We start from the raw sequence: 16,685 nt of genomic DNA, 5'->3' as shown, positions 1-16,685 counted from the left end.
TGTCCCCTGCATCTTCCATGTCCTCTTCATCTGCGTCCACATCCGCGTCTTCCGCGGCCGCGGTCCTGGCACCCACCGGCGGTCAGCGGATCGTGGAACCCCGCTGCCGTACGACCGACCCCGACCTGCCCTTCACGATCTCCAGCTGCGCGTGGACGCGCCGCCGGAGGTCCGCGACGTGGCTGACGATGCCCACGCTGCGGTCCCGCTCCCGGAGGGAGTCGAGGACGTCGAGGACCTCGTCGAGGGTCTGGTCGTCGAGGCTGCCGAACCCCTCGTCGATGAAGAGCGTGTCGAGGCGTACGCCGCCCGCCTCGTCGGTGACGACGTCCGCGAGGCCGAGGGCCAGCGCGAGCGACGCGAAGAACGTCTCGCCCCCGGAGAGCGTCGCGGTGTCCCGCTCCCGGCCCGTCCAGGCGTCCACGACGTGCAGTCCGAGTCCGCTGCGGCCGCGTCCGGCGCGGTCGTCGGAGTGGACGAGGGTGTAGCGCCCGGCGGACATGCGGCTCAGCCGTACGGTCGCGGCCGCGGCCACCTGTTCCAGGCGGGCGGCGAGCACGTACGCCTCCAGGCGCATCCTGCGCTCGTTGTCCGCCGAGGTGCCCGCCGTGAGGCCGGCCATGCGGGCCACGCGGTCGTACTCCTCGCGCAGGGGCTCGAGACGCCGGACGGAGGCGGCGACGCGGGTGGTCAGCCGGTCGAGTTCGGCGCAGCGGCGCTCGGCCGCGTCCCAGGCGGAGACGGCGTCCTGGAGTCGCCGCACGGCGGCTTCGGCGTCCCGCTCGGCCGTGTGGAGGTCGGCGGGCGGTTGCTGGGCGGCCGCGGCGGTGTCGGCCTCCGCGAGGACGGCGCGCACGGCGGCCTCCTCCGACTGCCAGGCGTCGAGTTGCCGTTGCAGCTCGCGGTGGGCCGCGTCGTCGAGGAGGGCGGCCGCCGCGGCCTGCGGGGTGTCGAACCCGGCACGGAAGGCGGCGTCGGCGAGCCGGGCGTCGGCGTCCTTGAGCCGCCGGGCCGACTCTTCCGCCGTGCGTGCCGCCTCGGCCGCGTCGGTGAGCAGGGCCGCCCGCCGCTGAAGTTGCGCGGTGCGCGCGGCCACGGAGCCGGCGGTGCCGCGGGCCTGGGCCAGCTCGGCTTCCAGGGAGGCCTTCTCGCGGTCCAGTGTGTCCCGGCGGGCGCTCCTGGACGCGGACCTGACCGCCGCCTCCTGCCCGGCGGCCAGTCGCAGCTCCCGCTCGTGCTCGGCCCTGCGCAGTTCCTCCTGCGCGGCGTGCAGCCCGGAGGCGGCTCGCCGGGCCTCCGCGTACGCCTCCTCCAACTCCGCCGACCGCTGGACGAGTTGCTCGGTGGGCGTGTCTCCGGCCTCGGCGGTGGCGGCGGCCAGCGCCTCGCGTACGACCCCGAGGCGCCGTTCGTCCTCGGCGCGCTCGTCGTCGGCCCGTTGGTAGGCCGCCAGGGCCTGCTCCTCGGCCTCGCGGTCGACGTGGCCGGCCACCTTGCGGGCGGGCTCGGGGTGTTCGGTGGCGCCGCAGACGGCGCACGGCTCGCCGTCCGTGAGATGGACGGCGAGCTCGGCGGCGATGCCCCGCAGGCGCTGTTCCTTGAGGTCGAGCCAGTGGGTGCGGGCGTCCGCGGCCCGTTCGCGGGAGGCGAGTGCGCGCCGGTGGGCCTCGTCCGTGTCGCCGGCCAGCTGGTCGCGCAGCCGGGCGGCGTCCAGCCGCCCTCGCGCGGGGGCGCGCTGCACGTCGAGTTGTTCGGCCCTGGTGGCGGCCTCCCGCGCGGAGTCGATACGACTCTGCAGGCCGGCGCGGGCCGTGTCCCAGCCGGAGAGCCAGCTCTCGGCCTCGTGCAGCGCGTCCTCGTCGGCTCGCTCCTGGCGGTCCAGATCGGCGCGCTCGGCGACGAGAGAGGCCAGCCGCTGCTCGGCGCGCCGGGCCGACTCGAGGCCGCCCAGTTCCTCGGCGGCGTCGCGCGCGGCCGCGGCGAGCCCGGCCGCTCCGGCGTCGGCGTACTCCCGTGGGAGCAGGGCACGCGCGCGTGTCTCGTCCGCCGCCGCACGGCGGTGCTCGGTCCCGGCCGCGTCCCGCAGGTCCAGCGCGGACGCGACGGCCTCGGCCTTGCGGGCGCGCTCCATCCGCGCCCGTGCCTCCCGGTGGGCGTTCGCCCCGTCCTCCAGGAGGGCGGCCCGCTGCCTGGCCTCGGCGAACCGCCGCTGCAGCCGCGCCCGTTCACGCACCTCGTCGAGGGTGCGCTCGGCGGCGGCCCGTGCCTCCTCGGCGGCGGCCCGCGCGCAGTGCGCGATGGTGAGCCGCTCGCGCGCGGTGCTGCGGGCGACAGCCGCCCAGCCCAGGACCTCCTCGGCGAGCCCGGGATCGCCGGGGTTCAGCTCGGGCAGCGGTGCCGCGTCCCCCGCGGCCTGCTGCATCCGGTGCGCGTCGGCGAGCAACTCTGCGTCGCCCGCACGGACTTCGGCCTCCGTGGCGCGCCTGCGCTCGGCGAGGCGCTTCTCGACCTCGGCGAAGCGGTGCGTGTCGAAGAGGCGCCCGAGCAGTTCGCCCCGCTCCACGGCGCCGGCCCGCAGGAAGCGCGCGAAGTCCCCCTGCGGCAGCAGCACGACCTGGCAGAACTGCTCGCGGCTCATGCCCAGGAGCTGGGTGATCTCCTCGCCGATCTCCTGGTGGGAGCGGCTGAGGTCCTTCCAGGTGCCCGCCCCCGCGTCGTACTCGCGCAGCCAGGTCTGTGCCTTGTCGAGGGTCGTGCCCGTGCCGCGCTTCTTGGGGCGCTCCCAGGGCGGCTGGCGGGTGATCTCCAATCGGCGTCCGGCGACGGTGAGTTCGAGCCGGACCTCGGTGCGGGTGGCGGGTGCCGCGTGGTCGCTGCGCAGGGTCAGGCCCTGGCCGCTCTGCCGGGCGCCCGGGACCGAGCCGTACAGGGCGTAGCAGACGGCGTCGAGGACGGAGGTCTTGCCCGCGCCGGTGGGGCCGTGCAGCAGGAAGAGCCCGGCGGCGGACAGGTCGTCGAAGTCGACCCTCTGCGTGCCGCCGAAGGGCCCGAAGGCCGTGATGTCCAGCTGGTGCAGCCTCACCGGGCGACCTCCCGCACGGCCTCGTCGGCACGCACCGCGTCGAACGCGTCCTGCAGCACGGCCTGTTCGTGCTCGTCGGGTCCGGCGCCGCGCACATGGGCCACGAAGTCCTCCGCGATCTGCCGGTCGCCGCGTCCGGCGAGACGGCTCGCGTAGGAGACGCCCGGGTCCTCGGGGGACCGCTCGGGGGCGAAGACGAGGCTGAGTGTGTGCGGGAACCGCTCGCTGAGCCGCGCCATGGGGTCCGAGGGACGTACGGGGTCGGTGAGGGTGGCCTCGATCCACGCGTCCTCGTACCGCGCGAGCTGAGGGTCGGCGAGCAGGTCCTGCAGCTCTCCCCGGATCCGGGCGAGCGGGCGCGGCACCGGGCAGTCGATCCGCTCGGCCCGGACCGAGCCGTCGGCGCCCAGGTCGACGAGCCACATGCTCTTGCGGTGGTCGGTCTCCGAGAACGAGTACGCCAGCGGGGAGCCCGAGTACCGCACGCGCTCGCTGATGACCTGGCTGCCGTGCAGGTGGCCCAGTGCCACGTAGTCCACGCCGTCGAAGACCCCGGCGGGCACCGAGGCGACTCCGCCCACGGAGATGTCGCGTTCGCTGTCGCTGGCCTCGCCGCCGGTGACGAAGGCGTGGGCGAGGACCACGGAACGCGTGCCCGGCGCACGGGTGGCGAGATCGGCGCGGACCCGGTCCATGGCGGCGGCGAGCACGGCCTCGTGGCCCGCCTTGTCGACCCCGAACTCGTCCTTCACCAGCGCCGGCTCCAGATACGGCAGCCCGTAGAACGCCACGTCGCCGTGGGGGTCGGCGAGCACCACGGGCGTGCCGCACGCCGAGGCGTCGGTCCGCAGGTGGATGCCGGCGCGACCGATGAGTCCGGCGCCGACACCCAGCCGGCGTGCCGAGTCGTGGTTCCCGGAGATCATCACGGTGGGCACGCCCAGTCCGGCCAGCCGGTGCAGGGCGTCGTCGAACAACTCGACCGCGGCCAGCGGCGGCACCGCCCGGTCGTACACGTCCCCCGACACCACCACCGCGTCCACCTCGTGCTCACGGACGGTCGTGACGAGGTGGCCGATGAACTCGGCCTGGGCACCGAGCATGTTCACTCGGTGGAACGATCGGCCGAGATGCCAGTCGGATGTGTGCAGCAGCCTCATGATCCCCGAGACTAACGACCGGGTCGGACACCACGGGCGGCTACTCCCGTATCGCCCTCTTCTGTGGCCGTCCCGGTGAGGCGGCGGTGAACGGTCTGTCCTGGTCCTGGTCCTGGTCATCTCGCTGACGGCGCGTCAACCGTCCCCGTACGCCTCTCCCCCGAGCTCGAACGCCGCCGTGCCCGCCGTGGCGTCGGCGAGCCACGCTCGGAAGGAATCTACGTCGGCGTCGGGCAGACCGATCTCGATGGTGACGGCCTCTCCGTAGCGCACGTCCCGTACCTCGCGCCCGGTCGCCCGCAGATCGTTCTGCACCTTGCCGGCGCGCTGGTGGTCCACGGTGACGGTAGCCAGGCGGAACCGTCTGCGGGTGATGGTCCCGACGGTGTCCAGGGCCTCGCCCACCGCGCCCCCGTAGGCCCTGATGAGTCCGCCCGCGCCCAGTTTGACGCCACCGTAGTAGCGGGTGACGACGGCGACGACGTACCGCATGTCCCGCCGCAGCAGCATCTGGAGCATGGGGACGCCCGCGGTGCCGCCGGGTTCCCCGTCGTCACTCGCCTTCTGGACGGCCGCGTCCGCGCCGATGACGTACGCGTAGCAGTTGTGCGTGGCGTCGGCGTGCTCCTTGCGGACGCGCGCGACGAAGTCCTGGGCCTCCTGCTCGGTGGCGGCCGGGCCGAGCGCGCACAGGAAGCGGGAGCGGTTGACTCCGGTCTCGTGCACGCCCGCGCGGGCGACGGTGCGGTACTCGTCCTGCATCCGGCCAGCCTATGCGCACGCGTCAGGGTGCCTTGTGTCCCCTCGGCACGGTCATCGCCGTCAGCAGTGCCGCGCGGGGCGCGAGGTCCTTCCAGGAGTGGCCGTGCCAGTCGAGGACCGCGATGGCGGAGGTCGGGAACTTGGTGTGGACGGCGTTCAGCGCGTCGTCGAGGCCCTCGCCGGCCAGTTCGAGGACGAGTTCCTCCAGGCCCGGGTTGTGCCCGATGAGCAGCAGCGTCCCCACCTCGTCGGGTGCTTCGCGCACGACCTCCAGCAGGTCCCGTACGTCGGCCGCGTACAGCCGCGGCTCGTGTCGTACGGGCGGTGGGGCTGCCCACTGCGCCGCGGCGAGCTCCCAGGTCTCGCGGGCGCGCAGGGCGGTGGAGCACAGGGCCAGGTCGGGCAGGCAGTCCGCCGCGGCGAGGGCGCGCCCGGCGGCGGGGGCGTCGCGGTGGCCGCGCGGCCCGAGGGGGCGGTCGTGGTCGGGCACGCCCACGGGCCAGGCGGACTTGGCGTGCCGCAGGACGACGAGTCTGCGGGGTGTGCCCCCTCCGGTGTGCGGTCCGGTCGTGTCGGTCATGGCGCGGCTCCGATGTCGCGGGTGAGGTCGAGGCCGAGGAGGCGGTCGGCGTAGGCGTACGTCTCGAAGCGGGCGCCGTCGGGCAGGTCCGCGTCCTGCTCGACGCGCCGCAGGACGTCGAGGACGGCGGGTACGTCCAGGTCGTCCTCCCATGCGGTGCGCAGGTCCTGACGTACGGCCTCGGGGACGGGGCGCGACGGGCGGGTGGCCCAGGTGGCGACGGCCTTGCGCCAGCGCGTGAGGGTCGTACGGGCCTCGTCGGCGGTGGCGCCGGGGTCGGCGGGCACGGTCCGGGGGACCGACAGCAGGGCGAGGCGCAGGACGGCGTCGTCCGCCGTGCCCGCCACCGGGGCGACCTGGACGTGGATGCCGTCCTCCGGCACGGGGGTGTCCGGTCCCGCCACGTGCACGGTGCGGCCGGTGGCGGGGGCGGTGGTCCCGGCCGGGCGGATACCGAGGGCGTCGGCTCGCTGCCGCAGGTCAGGTGGTGGGTCGGCGATCGTGAGTGCGGGGACACGGTTCAGTTCCAGGACCCGGGCGAGCACGTCGGCGACCAGCAGCACACGCAGGGCCGAGGCGTCGGCCCCGGTCACGTGGACCTGGACACGGGTGAGGGTCCGGCGGACCTCGGTGAGTGCGCCGGTGCGGGCGTCGGTGATGCGCAGCACGGGGTGAGCGTAGGCCTGAAGGGCGCCCCGGGGCACCCGGAGGCCCCGCGGGAGCCCGCACGCGGAGGCTCCGGAGGCACCCGGTCGGCCAGGCGTCCCTCACGCGATGGGGGCGTCGTCAGGAACCGCAGTCGCGGCCGGCGTCGCACTGCCAGCCGGAGAAGCCGCCTTCGCGGGGATGGTCGATGTCGTGGTCGAACTGGAGGAGTCCCCAGGCCACCCAGGCGATGAAGGCGAGGCAGAGGGCGAGTCCGGCCCACAGGGCCAGCTTCTTCAGCACGCCGCCGTGCCCCGCGGCGTCCTCCGGAGTACGGGGCCCGTCCCCGCCGTCCCCGTCGCGCACGTCGTCCGGGTGCGCCGCAGGGGTGGTCGCGGACGGCTTCGGCCGCGGGCCTCCGGTCGCCATGTGCCGGCCCTTCACGAGCGGGCCGTCATCTGGTCGGAGGAGCCGGACACGTCGAAGTCCTGGGCCATTCCGGAGCTGTGGAGGTGGGCGATGTCGGCCTGCTCCAGGTCCATGCCGAACGGCCCCGGCCCGCCGCCGGACACCGTGGCGCGGTGCTCACTGGGGATGCCCCAGTCGTAACGCTTCCTGACCTCGACGTGGTAGGTGATCTCGCCGCCCTCCTTCTCCCCGACGAGACGGTACTGGAAGTGGTTGAGCGCGTAGTACCACTCCATACTGCGGTCACCGTCCGCGGGATCGGGCGCGGTGGACGACCACTCGGTGGTGAACGGCCCGTCCCCGCGTGTGCGGACGTCGTTCTCCAGGGTGCCGTCGACGTCCTTCCGGAAGGCGGGGATCTCGTCCATCATCTGCTGCGGTTCGACCTCGACGGGCTTCCCGCTGCCGTCCAGATAGTGCTGGACCAGGCCGGCGGCCGTCGGCCAGCCCTTCACGGTGGCGAAGTAGGCGGCGACGTTGTTGAGCTGGTTGTGGACCTGGCGGTCCTTGGCGGTGGGCTCCACGATGTTGAACTTCCGGTTCTCGGACTCGAAGTTGCCGACCGTGCCGAAGATCACCTTGAGGCTCTTCGTCAGCCAGTCGTCGTCCTCGGCGGCGTCGTCGAGCAGCTTCCGCACGCGCACCTCGAGGGAGTTGGCGGTCGCCCTGCGCTCGTCGAGCATCTTCGCGGAGTCCGGGTCGTTCAGGTCGTACATCACCGACCACTCGACCGAGCCGGAATCGGTGATCGTCATTCCTTCGCCCAGTGCCTCGCGCTGGAGGTTCTCCGCGCGCAGCTTCAGCCCCGCGAGGCCCTTCACGCCGCCGCGGCCGGTGGCGCCGTCGGCCTCCGTGTCCAGGAACTTCCGCAGCGCTCTGACCTCCTTGTCCAGCGCGTCGATGTCCATCTGGACCCGGTCGCAGTAGTCCTGCGCGGCGCGGCCGCCCTTGCCGCGCCAGTGATCGTCATGGAGGGGTTTCACCACGTCGTCGTGGAACCCCGTCCGGGCCTCCTTGAGCTTCCGGTGGACTGTCACCCACTCGTCGGCGAAGGTCTCCAGTCCCGCGACGTCGAGTCGCAGCAGTGCGGTGAAGCCGGGCATGTCCTGTCCCCGTGTGCCGGTGCGGTGGATCGGTCCTCAGGAGAACTGGGAGGCGGTGCGGACCTCGTTGGCGTCGTACGCGTCCGCGCTGAGGCGGAAGTTGTCCGCCGCCTGGTCGAGCCGCTGCACGACGAACTTGTTCAGCGCCTCCCAGCGTCCCTGGAGCTCGTCGAGACTGCTGACGAACTCCCAGCCGTCGGCCGCTCGGGCCAGACCCGTGCTCGCGTCCTCGGCCACGCCCAGCGTCTTGCGGATGATCTCGGACGCCGTCTCGCAGTGATCGGCCCGCCTGCGCAGGAACGACGAGGTGACGCCGACGTCCGGATCGGTGCCCCACGGCGCCGGAGGGGTGGGGCTGGGGTTCGGCGAGGGCGATGGTTCAGGGCCCGGGTCCCTGTCGTCCGTCCCCTGTCCGGGCGGCGACGGGCTCGGGGTCGGGCCGGGAGTGGGACCGGTGGTGGGGCCCGGCGAAGGCTCCGCGGTCATCGCGTACGCCGCCCTCGGATCAACGGGCTCGCTCATGCTGCCTCCTCGGCTGCCCGTGCGCGCTTCCCCCGTGGAGCGCGACGACAGTCCATCTGAAAATGTACAGGACAATCCACGGGCGCGGGTGGGTGCCCGGCAGCACCCACGCGACAGCACCCCCTGCGACCACCTGGAGGAATCACCACGCTCGGTCCACTGTTGTCGCAGGAACAGCAGCCCTTGCACGAAACCAAGGAGGCCGAGCGTGTACGGCGACCCGGCGACAGTCCGCAAGATCCTCACCGAACTCGGCGACACCTGGGCGATCGTGGGCCTGTCGACGAACCAACGGCGTGCGGCCTACGGCGTCGCCGACGTCCTCCAGCGATTCGGCAAGCGCGTCGTGCCTGTGCACCCGAAGGCGGAGACGGTCCACGGGGAGCGGGGTTACCCCTCCCTGGAGGCGATCCCCTTCGACGTCGACGTCGTCGACGTGTTCGTCAACAGCGAACTCGCGGGCCCCGTCGCCGACGAAGCGGTCGCCAAGGGCGCCCGGGCCGTCTGGTTCCAGCTGGGCGTCATCGACGAAGCCGCGTACGAGCGCACCCGCGCGGCCGGCCTGGAGATGGTCATGGACCGCTGCCCCGCCATCGAGATCCCGCGGCTGGGCTGACACCCGGTTCGCCTGGTCTGATTGCCCGGTACGGGAGTTGAGCCCCGCGCCCGGGCCCCCGGGCGTGGCCCACGGTGTCGTCGGCGTAGCCTGTGACGGTCAACGCGGACATCATCGAGGTGCCCATGGAGATCGTGCGCGAGCCCGCCGACACCGGCCTCGGACACGACGGGCCGATCCCCGGGTTCGGCTTCGCCCCGCCGGAGGCGCCCGTCACCGGCTTCGAGATAGTGGAACTGGCCACGCTGCGCCGCCGGGCGGGCGAGGGTGTGCTGGAGCGCTTCCACCGGGTGGATTTCCACACGCTGACCCTGATCACCGAGGGCAGCGGCGAGCACGTCGTCGACTTCGTGGCCCATCCCTGCCGGCCCGGCACGCTGCTGTGGGTGCGGCCGGGCCAGGTGCAGCGCTTCGGCCCCGTCGGCGCGGTGAACGGCGTCCACCTGCTCTTCACCCCCGCCTTCCCGCCCCGCTTCACGGGCGCCGACCGCCTGCTCACCAGCTGGCACGGGCCGACGTGCCGGCAACTCGGAGCGGGCCGCGAGTACGCCGCGATCTCCTCGCTGCTGGCCCAGCTGACCGCCGAGTACTCCCACCCGGCCGGCACGGTCTCCGCCGAGATCCTGCGGTTCCTGCTGGCGGCCGCGCTGCTGCAGATCGACCGGCTGCCGCACCCGGGGGCGGAGTCCGGCGCGGGCGGCAGCGAGGTGTACGCCCGCCTCATCGCGGAGCTGGAACGCGGTTACGCCACCACACGCCGGGCCGAGGACTACGCCCGCCGCCTCGGCTACACCGTCAAGACCCTGACCAGGGCCTGTCTCGCGGCCACCGGGCAGTCGGCGAAGCACGTCATCGACACCCGGGTGGCCCTGGAGGCGCAGCGCCTGCTCGCCCACACCGACGAGCCCGTGGCCGTCATCGGCCGCCGGCTGGGCTTCAAGGAGCCCACCAACTTCGGGAAGTTCTTCACCCGTCTCGCGGGCACGACACCGGGGGACTTCCGGGCCGCGCACCGCGAGGGCGGGTGAAGCACCACACGGGCCTCAGGGACCGGCGACGCGGTTCCGGGTCACCAGCTTCCTCAGCAGGGGCCAGGCCAGCAGCACCACGATCACCGCGTACACGGTCACCGCGAAGGGCGTGTTGACCAGTCCGGTGACGCTGCCGTCGCTGATCTGCAGGGCGCGCCGCAGCTGCTGCTCGGCGCCGGGGCCGAGGATCACACCGATGACGGCGGGCAGGACGGGCAGCCCGTAGCGCCGCATGCCGAAGCCGATCAGGCCGATGACCAGCAGGATGACCAGGTCGATCACCTCGCCGCCGACCGCGTACGCGCCGACAGCCGCGAAGAACAGGATTCCGGCGTACAGGTACGGCCGCGGGATGCGCAGCAGCTTCGCCCACAGCGGCGCCAGCGGCAGGTTGAGCGCGAGCAGCAGCACCATGCCGACGAACAGGGAGGCGATCAGGCCCCACACCAGCTCGGGTTCGCGCTCGAAGAGGAGCGGGCCCGGCTGGATGCCGTACTGCTGGAAGGCGGCCAGCATGACGGCCGCGACCGCCGTGGTGGGCAGGCCCAGGGTCAGCATGGACACGAGCGTGCCCGCCGCCGAGGCCGACGCCGCGGACTCCGGTCCCGCCACGCCCTCGATGGCGCCCTTGCCCCACTCGTCCTTGTGCTTGGACAGGCGCTTCTCCGTGACGTAGGAGAGGAACGTGGGGATCTCCGCGCCACCGGCCGGGATCGCGCCGAACGGGAAGCCGATGAACGGGCCGCGCACCCATGACTTCCAGGTCCGCCTCACATCGCCGCGCCCGAGCCACGGGCGGCCCACCGGGATCGGCTCGCCCGATGTGCGCCGCAGGTGGGCGGCCACCCACAGGGCCTCGCCGATCGCGAAGAGACCGACCGCGACGATCACCACGTCGATGCCGTCGGCGAGTTGGAGCGAGCCGAAGGTCAGGCGCTGCTGGCCGGTCATCTGGTCCAGGCCCACGAGGCCGATGGTCAGGCCGATCAGCAGCGAGGCCAGTCCCCGGACACGGGAGGAGCCGAGCACGGACGTCACGGCGATGAACGCCAGCACCATGATGGCGAAGTAGTCGGGCGCGCCGATGTCCACCGCCAGCTCGGCGACCGTGGGGGCGAGCGCGACCAGCAGGATCGTGCCGACCATGCCGCCGGCGAAGTGGCCGATGGCGGCGGCCGCGAGCGCCTGTGCGCCGCGCCCCGACCTGGCCATCGGGTTGCCCTCCATGGCCGCGACCACGGCCGCGCTCTCGCCGGGGGTGTTGAGGAGGATGGACGTGGTCGAGCCGCCGAACATCGCGCCGTAATAGATGCCCGCGAACATGATGAACGCGGCGACCGGATTCAGCCCGTAGGTCACCGGCAGCAGCAGCGCGACCGCCATGGCGGGGCCGATGCCGGGCAGGACGCCGATCGCGGTGCCGAGCAGCACACCGAGGGCCGCCCACAGCAGGTTGACCGGGGTGAGCGCCGTGCCGAAGCCGTCCAGGAGGGAGCTCAGGGCGTCCATGTCACAGCACTCCCATCAGGGGACCGCCGGGCAGCGGCACTCCGAGCAGGTTGTTGAAGACGGCGTAGGTGGCCACGGAGAGGACGGCCGCGATCAGCGGGTCGCGGTCGAAGCGGCGGCTGCCGAGAGCGAAGGCCGCTCCCCAGAACAGGAGCGCGCCCGCTATGGGGAAGCCGAGGGGGTCGATGAGGACGGCCGCGCCGAGGAAGACCCCGGCGAGCAGCGCCACGGTGCGCCAGTCGGCGGGTTCGGACAGGTCGATGTCCTCGCCGGTCTCGGCCTGGCCGTGGCCGCCGCGCAGCACGTCCACGGCGAGCAGGGCGGCGATGAGCAGGAGCCCGGCACCGACCACGAGGGGCACGGTCCGCGGGCCGACCGGTCCGCGCTGGGTGATCTCGACGTCCATGGTGAGCGCGTCGGTGAGGACGAGCACGCCGAGGACCGCCAGCAGGACGCAGACGCCGAGTTCGGAGTGGTCGCGCAGCCAGGAACGGCGCCCCGTCGTGGGCGCGGTGGTGGTGTCGGTCGTCCGCGTCGTCACAGCCCCAGCTCCTTCAGCACCGAAACCACGCGCCTGTCCTCGGCGTCCAGGAAGTCGCCGAACCTGTCGCCGGTGAGGAACGCGTCGTCCCAGCCGTTCTGCTTCATGGACTTCTGCCACTCGGGCGAGTCGTGGAGTTCCTCGATCAGCCGGGTGAGCTTGTCGCGCTCGCCGTCGGTGAGGCCGGGCGGGGCGACGATGCCGCGCCAGTTGGTGAAGTCCACGTCGTAGCCCGCCTCTTGGAGGGTGGGCGCGTCGAGGCCGCCGACGCGTTCGGGGCCGGTGACCGCGAGGAGGCGCAGCTCGCCCGCCTTGATCTGGTCGAGGTACTCGCCGACGCCCGAGACGCCGAAGGCGACCTTGTTGCCGAGGATGGAGGCGAGGAGTTCGCCGCCGCCGTCGAAGGGGATGTAGTTGACCTTCTTCGGCGCGATGCCGGCGGCCCTCGCCATCAGCATCGGGGCGAGGTGGTCGGGGCCGCCGGGCGAGGAGCCGCCGCCGACCGGGAGCTTGCCGGGGTTCTCCTTCCAGGCGCCGATGAGGTCGTCGATGGTCTTGTACGGCGAGTCCTTGGCGACCACGACGACGTCCTGCTCCTCGGTGAGCCGGGCGATCGGGGTGGTGTCGGCGAGGGTCTTCGGCGCGTCGTTGGAGCGAACGGCGCCGACGACCCCGAGGCCCATGGACATGGCGAGCTTGCCGTTGCCGTGCTCGCTGACCAGCCGGCTCAGCCCCACGGTTCCACCTGCGCCGGGCAGGTTGAACACCTCGATGTTGTGGGTGAGCCCGGCGTCCTCGGCGTTCTTCGCGGCCGTACGGGCGGTGATGTCGTATCCGCCGCCGGGCGTGTTGGGGACCATGAAGCGCAGGCCGGGGATCTGTGTGCCGGTCTCGGCGCCGCTGCCGGTGGTCAGCAGCGGCGGGCCCACGAGCACGAGCACGGCGGCCCCGGCCAGGGCGAGGGGGGCGCGCAGGCGCACGAATGCCACCACCTGTCTGAAAAGTCGTCGCGGGCGTGGGGAACCCCATGGGGGGAGGGTGATGTGCGTCACATGCTGCCTGTCGGCCGGCCACCTGTCTCTCTTGTGGAACCAACGGAGGTTGTGGTCTTTGTGGTCGGCCCGCGCGGCGGCCGGCGGGCAGGCTAACCGGGACCGTACCTGCCGGAACAGTCCCTCCTGGTCTCTTTCCTCCGCCGCAGGCGGGCGCCATGATGGGGCGACTCGGCACAGGAGCCGCCCGGGTCGTGTCAGTGGTGGAGATTGAGTCAACCGTGGTCGCCACGTTCCGTCGCCATACCCTCGCGGGTCAGATGCTGGTGCTCCAGCTCGCCATCGTCGTGGTGGTGCTGCTGGCCATCGCCGCTGTCTCGCTCGCGCAGTCGGAGGCCACCTTCAACCGGGTCGAGGGCCGCCGGGTCGGCGCCCTGGCCGAGCAACTGGCCGCCAACCCTCTCGTGCGGAGCCAGCTCACCCAGCCGGGGCCGCGGGAGGCGCTGGCCGCGCTGGTGCAGTCCACCCGGGTGCAGTCCGGGGTCACCTCCGTCACCGTTGCCGTCGCCGACGGCCGGATCGTCAGCTCGACGAACCCCACCGTGGTCGGCGACCGGCTTCCGCTGGGTGCGGGAGTCTCCGGTGGCCGGGGCTGGTCCGGCTCGCTCACCTGGGACGGCAGCCACGAACTGGTGGCGCAGGTGCCGGTGCTCGGCGCGACGAAGGACGACCTGGGGCAGAACCTCGGCACCGTCATGATCGGCGAGGCGTCCCCGACGGTGTGGCAGCGGCTCAGCGGGGCGTCCTCGTACCTGCTGGCCTACCTCGGCATCGCCAGCGGTCTGGGCCTCGCCGGCTCCTGGCTGCTGTCACGGCGGGTCAAGCGGCAGACCCTGGGCCTGGAACCGCGCGAGATCGCCGGGCTTGCCGAGCACCGGGAAGCGATGCTGTACGGCATCGCGGAGGGCGTGATCGCGCTGGACCCGCAGCACCGGCTCACCCTGGTGAACGACATGGGCCGACGGCTGCTGGAGCTGCCCGAGGACTGCGTGGGCAAGAGCCTGTCCGACCTCGGTATCGACGGGCGTCTGCGGGACGTCCTGGTCGGCGCCCACCGGAAGTCGGCGGATCCGCGGGACGCCGTCGTCATACGGCACGGGCGGGTGCTCGTGATGAACCGGATGACGGTCACCAAGGACGGCCGCTCGCTCGGCTCGGTCACCACGCTGCGGGACCGCACCGAACTGGCCCGCCTGGAACGCGAGATCGGCTCCTTCCGCAGCTCCTCGGAACTGCTGCGCGCCCAGGCCCACGAGTTCGCCAACCAGCTGCACACCATCTCCGGGCTGATCCAGATCGGTGAGCAGGACGAGGTGGTGCGCTACATCCGCGCGCTGAACCAGCGCCGCCAGTCCCTCGACATGACGCTGACCCGCCGGGTGCGGGACACCGCGGTCGCCGCCCTGCTGATGGCGAAGACGTCGCTCGCGGCCGAGCGGAAGGTCACCCTGCGCATCTCGGACGACACCGCCCTGGACAGGCTTCCGCCGGAGGACGCCGCCGACGTGGCGACCGTGGTCGGCAACCTCGTCGACAACGCCATCGACGCGGCCACCGCCGGCGAGAGAGCCGAGGGGGAGCCGGCCTGGGTGGAGGTCGAACTGCGGCAGGACGCCTCCAGTGTGGAGATCGTCGTACGCGACTCCGGCCCGGGCATCGCGCCCGAACTCGCCCACGAGGTCTTCGCCCACGGTTTCACCACCAAGGCCGCCGAGGAGGGCGAGCGCGGTATCGGCCTGGCCCTCACACGGCTCGTCTGCGAACGCCGGGGCGGGGAGATCGCCGTGGCCAACACTCCCGACGGTGCCATGTTCACCGCCCGCATGTCCGTGAGCCACCCCGCCGGCGCGGTGGCGGAAGGAGCGCCCCGATGAACGACGCCATCGACGTGCTGGTCGTCGACGACGACTTCATGGTGACCCGGGTCCACCGCACCTTCGTCGAACGTGTCGAGCCGTTCCGCGTGGTCGGCACGGCCGGCACCGGTGAGCAGGCGATCGCCGCGGTCGACGACCTCCGGCCCGACCTGGTCCTGCTCGACCTGTACCTGCCGGACATCTTCGGCCTTGACGTCATCCCCCGGCTGCGCACCGCCGGGCACGACTGCGACGTCATGGTCATCAGCGCCGCCCGCGAGGCCGAAGCGGTGCGCGGCGCCGTCCGGCACGGCGTCGTGGACTACCTCCTCAAGCCGTTCGAGTTCGACGACCTGCGCGTCCGCCTCGAACGGTACGCCGCGCAGCGCGGCCGGCTGCTCACCGCGGTGGTCCGGGGCCAGGCCGACGTGGACCGCGTCCTCGCGGGGTCCCTCGTTTCCGGCTCCGGCAACACCCTGCCCAAGGGCCTCAGCGTGGAGACGGCCGACCTCATCGAGCGCGCCCTCCGCACCGCCGACGGCACCCTCTCCGCTACCGAGTGCGCGACCGCCACGGGCATCTCCCGTGTCAGCGCCCGCCGCTACCTGGAGTACTTCCACTCGGCCGGCAGCGCCGACGTGTCCCTGCGCTACGGCGCGGCCGGCCGCCCGGAGCGGCGGTACAGCTGGCGCGGGTGACACGCAGCCCGTCACCGGGCCGGACGGGTCAGTCGTGTGCGACCACGGCGACGGGGGCGGTGGCGTGGTGCAGGACGGCGTGGGTGACGGGTCCGATGTGAGGGCCGAACGGGACACGCCGGATGCGACGGCCCACGACCACGAGAGACGCCTCCGGGGACACGTCCACCAGGTGGTGGGCCGGTTTGCCGGGCCGGGCCTCCTCGACGACCTCGACGGAGGGCACCTTCCGCTTCCAGGGGCCCAGCACCTCGGCCAGCACGGCACCGTCCCACCGGCCCAGCTCGGCCTCCAGCTCCCGGTGCTCGGGGATGCCGTGTGCGAAGTGGGGCGGCGGCCTCCAGCCGTGGACGACCCTCAGGGCCGTCCCGCGCCGGGCCGCCGCGTCGAAGGCGAAGGAGATCAGGGTGTCGTTCGGCCGGTCGGTGTCGAGTCCGAGGACGACGGGCTTGTACGGGGTCGTGGCGGACGGGACGCCCGCCGGGTCCGTCAGGTGTTCGTCGGACGCCTGCTCCCCGGCCCGTACGAGCACGACGGGCACCTTCGCGTGCGCCACGACGGACTGACCGACCGAACCGACCAGGAAGCCGCCGATGCCGCTCAGCCCGCGGGAGCCGAGGACGAGCAGCTCGGCGTCCTCCGTCTCCTGGGTCAGCACCTCGGCGGCGGCGCCGGAGAGCTGCCCGGCGATCACCTCGACACCGGGGTGACGCAGCCGGATGCCGTCCGCCGCCTTGCGAGGGGCTCCTTCCCGCCACTCGTGCTCGACGTCCGCGCCCAGCAACGGAGCCTGCCCCATGACCTCCGGAACCGGCTCCCAGACGTTGACCAGCCGCAGCGGCAGCCCCCTTAGCCCGGCCTCGCGCGCCGCCCACTCGGCAGCGGCCAGACTCTCGGGCGACCCGTCGAGCCCGACGGTGACAGTGCGGGACATGGTGGGCACCTCCTGGGTCGGAGGGGTCGAGCATGGGCGTGGGCCGAGTACCCGCGGTGCCGGGGTGCGCCCCGAAAGGGGCGCGGGGCTGTATCAATGTGCGGCTCCGCCGCGTGGGCGCGACAA

The 16,685-nt window shown here is 73.0% G+C and carries 16 protein-coding genes; 4 read left to right on the top strand and 12 right to left on the bottom strand.

Features of this window, described 5'->3' with window-relative positions:
* Nucleotides 1-82: 82 nt before the first annotated feature.
* From ACZ49J_RS40470 to ACZ49J_RS40435, 8 genes are all read right to left on the bottom strand, one after another.
* Nucleotides 83-3,082 carry an AAA family ATPase gene (locus ACZ49J_RS40470; protein WP_467456108.1) on the bottom strand — a complete coding sequence of 1,000 codons (3,000 nt, stop codon included), beginning with the start codon at nucleotides 3,080-3,082 and terminating at the stop codon, nucleotides 83-85.
* On the bottom strand, nucleotides 3,079-4,242 hold the full coding sequence (locus tag ACZ49J_RS40465; RefSeq protein WP_467456107.1) for an exonuclease SbcCD subunit D: 1,164 nt from the start codon (nucleotides 4,240-4,242) through the stop codon (nucleotides 3,079-3,081). Before ACZ49J_RS40465 ends, ACZ49J_RS40470 begins: the two co-directional genes overlap by 4 nt.
* Before the next feature lie 135 nt (nucleotides 4,243-4,377).
* Nucleotides 4,378-5,004, bottom strand: a complete 627-nt coding sequence (locus tag ACZ49J_RS40460) for a YigZ family protein (RefSeq protein WP_467456105.1) — start codon at nucleotides 5,002-5,004, stop codon at nucleotides 4,378-4,380.
* 22 nt (nucleotides 5,005-5,026) lie between these two features.
* Nucleotides 5,027-5,584: a SixA phosphatase family protein gene (locus tag ACZ49J_RS40455; protein WP_467456103.1), complete on the bottom strand. Its 558-nt coding sequence runs from the start codon at nucleotides 5,582-5,584 to the stop codon at nucleotides 5,027-5,029.
* Entirely contained in the window at nucleotides 5,581-6,252 is a 672-nt protein-coding gene (locus ACZ49J_RS40450; protein WP_467456102.1) for a hypothetical protein, read from the bottom strand. Before ACZ49J_RS40450 ends, ACZ49J_RS40455 begins: the two co-directional genes overlap by 4 nt.
* Before the next feature lie 118 nt (nucleotides 6,253-6,370).
* Nucleotides 6,371-6,658, bottom strand: coding sequence for a hypothetical protein (locus ACZ49J_RS40445; protein ID WP_467456100.1), 288 nt, complete (start codon nucleotides 6,656-6,658; stop codon nucleotides 6,371-6,373).
* Nucleotides 6,659-6,669: 11 nt separating this feature from the next.
* Complete coding sequence (locus ACZ49J_RS40440) at nucleotides 6,670-7,800, bottom strand: hypothetical protein (RefSeq protein ID WP_467456099.1); 1,131 nt, start codon at nucleotides 7,798-7,800, stop codon at nucleotides 6,670-6,672.
* A 36-nt stretch (nucleotides 7,801-7,836) separates the two neighbouring features.
* Nucleotides 7,837-8,322, bottom strand: coding sequence for a hypothetical protein (locus ACZ49J_RS40435; protein ID WP_467456097.1), 486 nt, complete (start codon nucleotides 8,320-8,322; stop codon nucleotides 7,837-7,839).
* 208 nt (nucleotides 8,323-8,530) lie between these two features.
* Between ACZ49J_RS40435 and ACZ49J_RS40430 the strand changes: the two genes are divergently transcribed.
* Nucleotides 8,531-8,938 carry a CoA-binding protein gene (locus tag ACZ49J_RS40430; RefSeq protein WP_467456096.1) on the top strand — a complete coding sequence of 136 codons (408 nt, stop codon included), beginning with the start codon at nucleotides 8,531-8,533 and terminating at the stop codon, nucleotides 8,936-8,938.
* A 125-nt stretch (nucleotides 8,939-9,063) separates the two neighbouring features.
* On the top strand, nucleotides 9,064-9,966 hold the full coding sequence (locus tag ACZ49J_RS40425) for a helix-turn-helix domain-containing protein (RefSeq protein WP_467456158.1): 903 nt from the start codon (nucleotides 9,064-9,066) through the stop codon (nucleotides 9,964-9,966).
* Nucleotides 9,967-9,981: 15 nt separating this feature from the next.
* Here the strand turns inward: ACZ49J_RS40425 and ACZ49J_RS40420 are convergent, their stop codons facing one another.
* Genes ACZ49J_RS40420 through ACZ49J_RS40410 form a run of 3 tightly spaced genes read right to left on the bottom strand, consistent with a single transcriptional unit; the run spans nucleotide 9,982 to nucleotide 12,999 of the window.
* A complete protein-coding gene (locus ACZ49J_RS40420; protein WP_467456095.1) occupies nucleotides 9,982-11,478 on the bottom strand; it encodes a tripartite tricarboxylate transporter permease in 1,497 nt (498 codons plus the stop codon).
* Between the two features lies 1 nt (nucleotide 11,479).
* On the bottom strand, nucleotides 11,480-12,019 hold the full coding sequence (locus ACZ49J_RS40415) for a tripartite tricarboxylate transporter TctB family protein (protein ID WP_467456094.1): 540 nt from the start codon (nucleotides 12,017-12,019) through the stop codon (nucleotides 11,480-11,482).
* On the bottom strand, nucleotides 12,016-12,999 hold the full coding sequence (locus ACZ49J_RS40410) for a Bug family tripartite tricarboxylate transporter substrate binding protein (protein ID WP_467456157.1): 984 nt from the start codon (nucleotides 12,997-12,999) through the stop codon (nucleotides 12,016-12,018). The genes ACZ49J_RS40415 and ACZ49J_RS40410 overlap by 4 nt, the downstream gene beginning before the upstream one ends.
* Nucleotides 13,000-13,292: 293 nt before the next feature.
* On the opposite strand from ACZ49J_RS40410, the gene ACZ49J_RS40405 reads away from it, so the two are divergent.
* Both ACZ49J_RS40405 and ACZ49J_RS40400 read left to right on the top strand, forming a co-directional pair.
* Entirely contained in the window at nucleotides 13,293-14,945 is a 1,653-nt protein-coding gene (locus ACZ49J_RS40405; protein ID WP_467456155.1) for a sensor histidine kinase, read from the top strand.
* Nucleotides 14,942-15,625, top strand: coding sequence for a response regulator (locus ACZ49J_RS40400; protein WP_467456093.1), 684 nt, complete (start codon nucleotides 14,942-14,944; stop codon nucleotides 15,623-15,625). The genes ACZ49J_RS40405 and ACZ49J_RS40400 overlap by 4 nt, the downstream gene beginning before the upstream one ends.
* 28 nt (nucleotides 15,626-15,653) lie before the next feature.
* Here ACZ49J_RS40400 and ACZ49J_RS40395 read toward each other — a convergent pair whose 3' ends face one another.
* Nucleotides 15,654-16,559: a universal stress protein gene (locus ACZ49J_RS40395; protein WP_467456091.1), complete on the bottom strand. Its 906-nt coding sequence runs from the start codon at nucleotides 16,557-16,559 to the stop codon at nucleotides 15,654-15,656.
* Nucleotides 16,560-16,685 lie beyond the last annotated feature (126 nt).

The sequence above is a fragment of the Streptomyces sp. NPDC030840 genome, from assembly GCF_055572015.1.
This window is presented reverse-complemented; position numbering and strand designations above follow the sequence as displayed.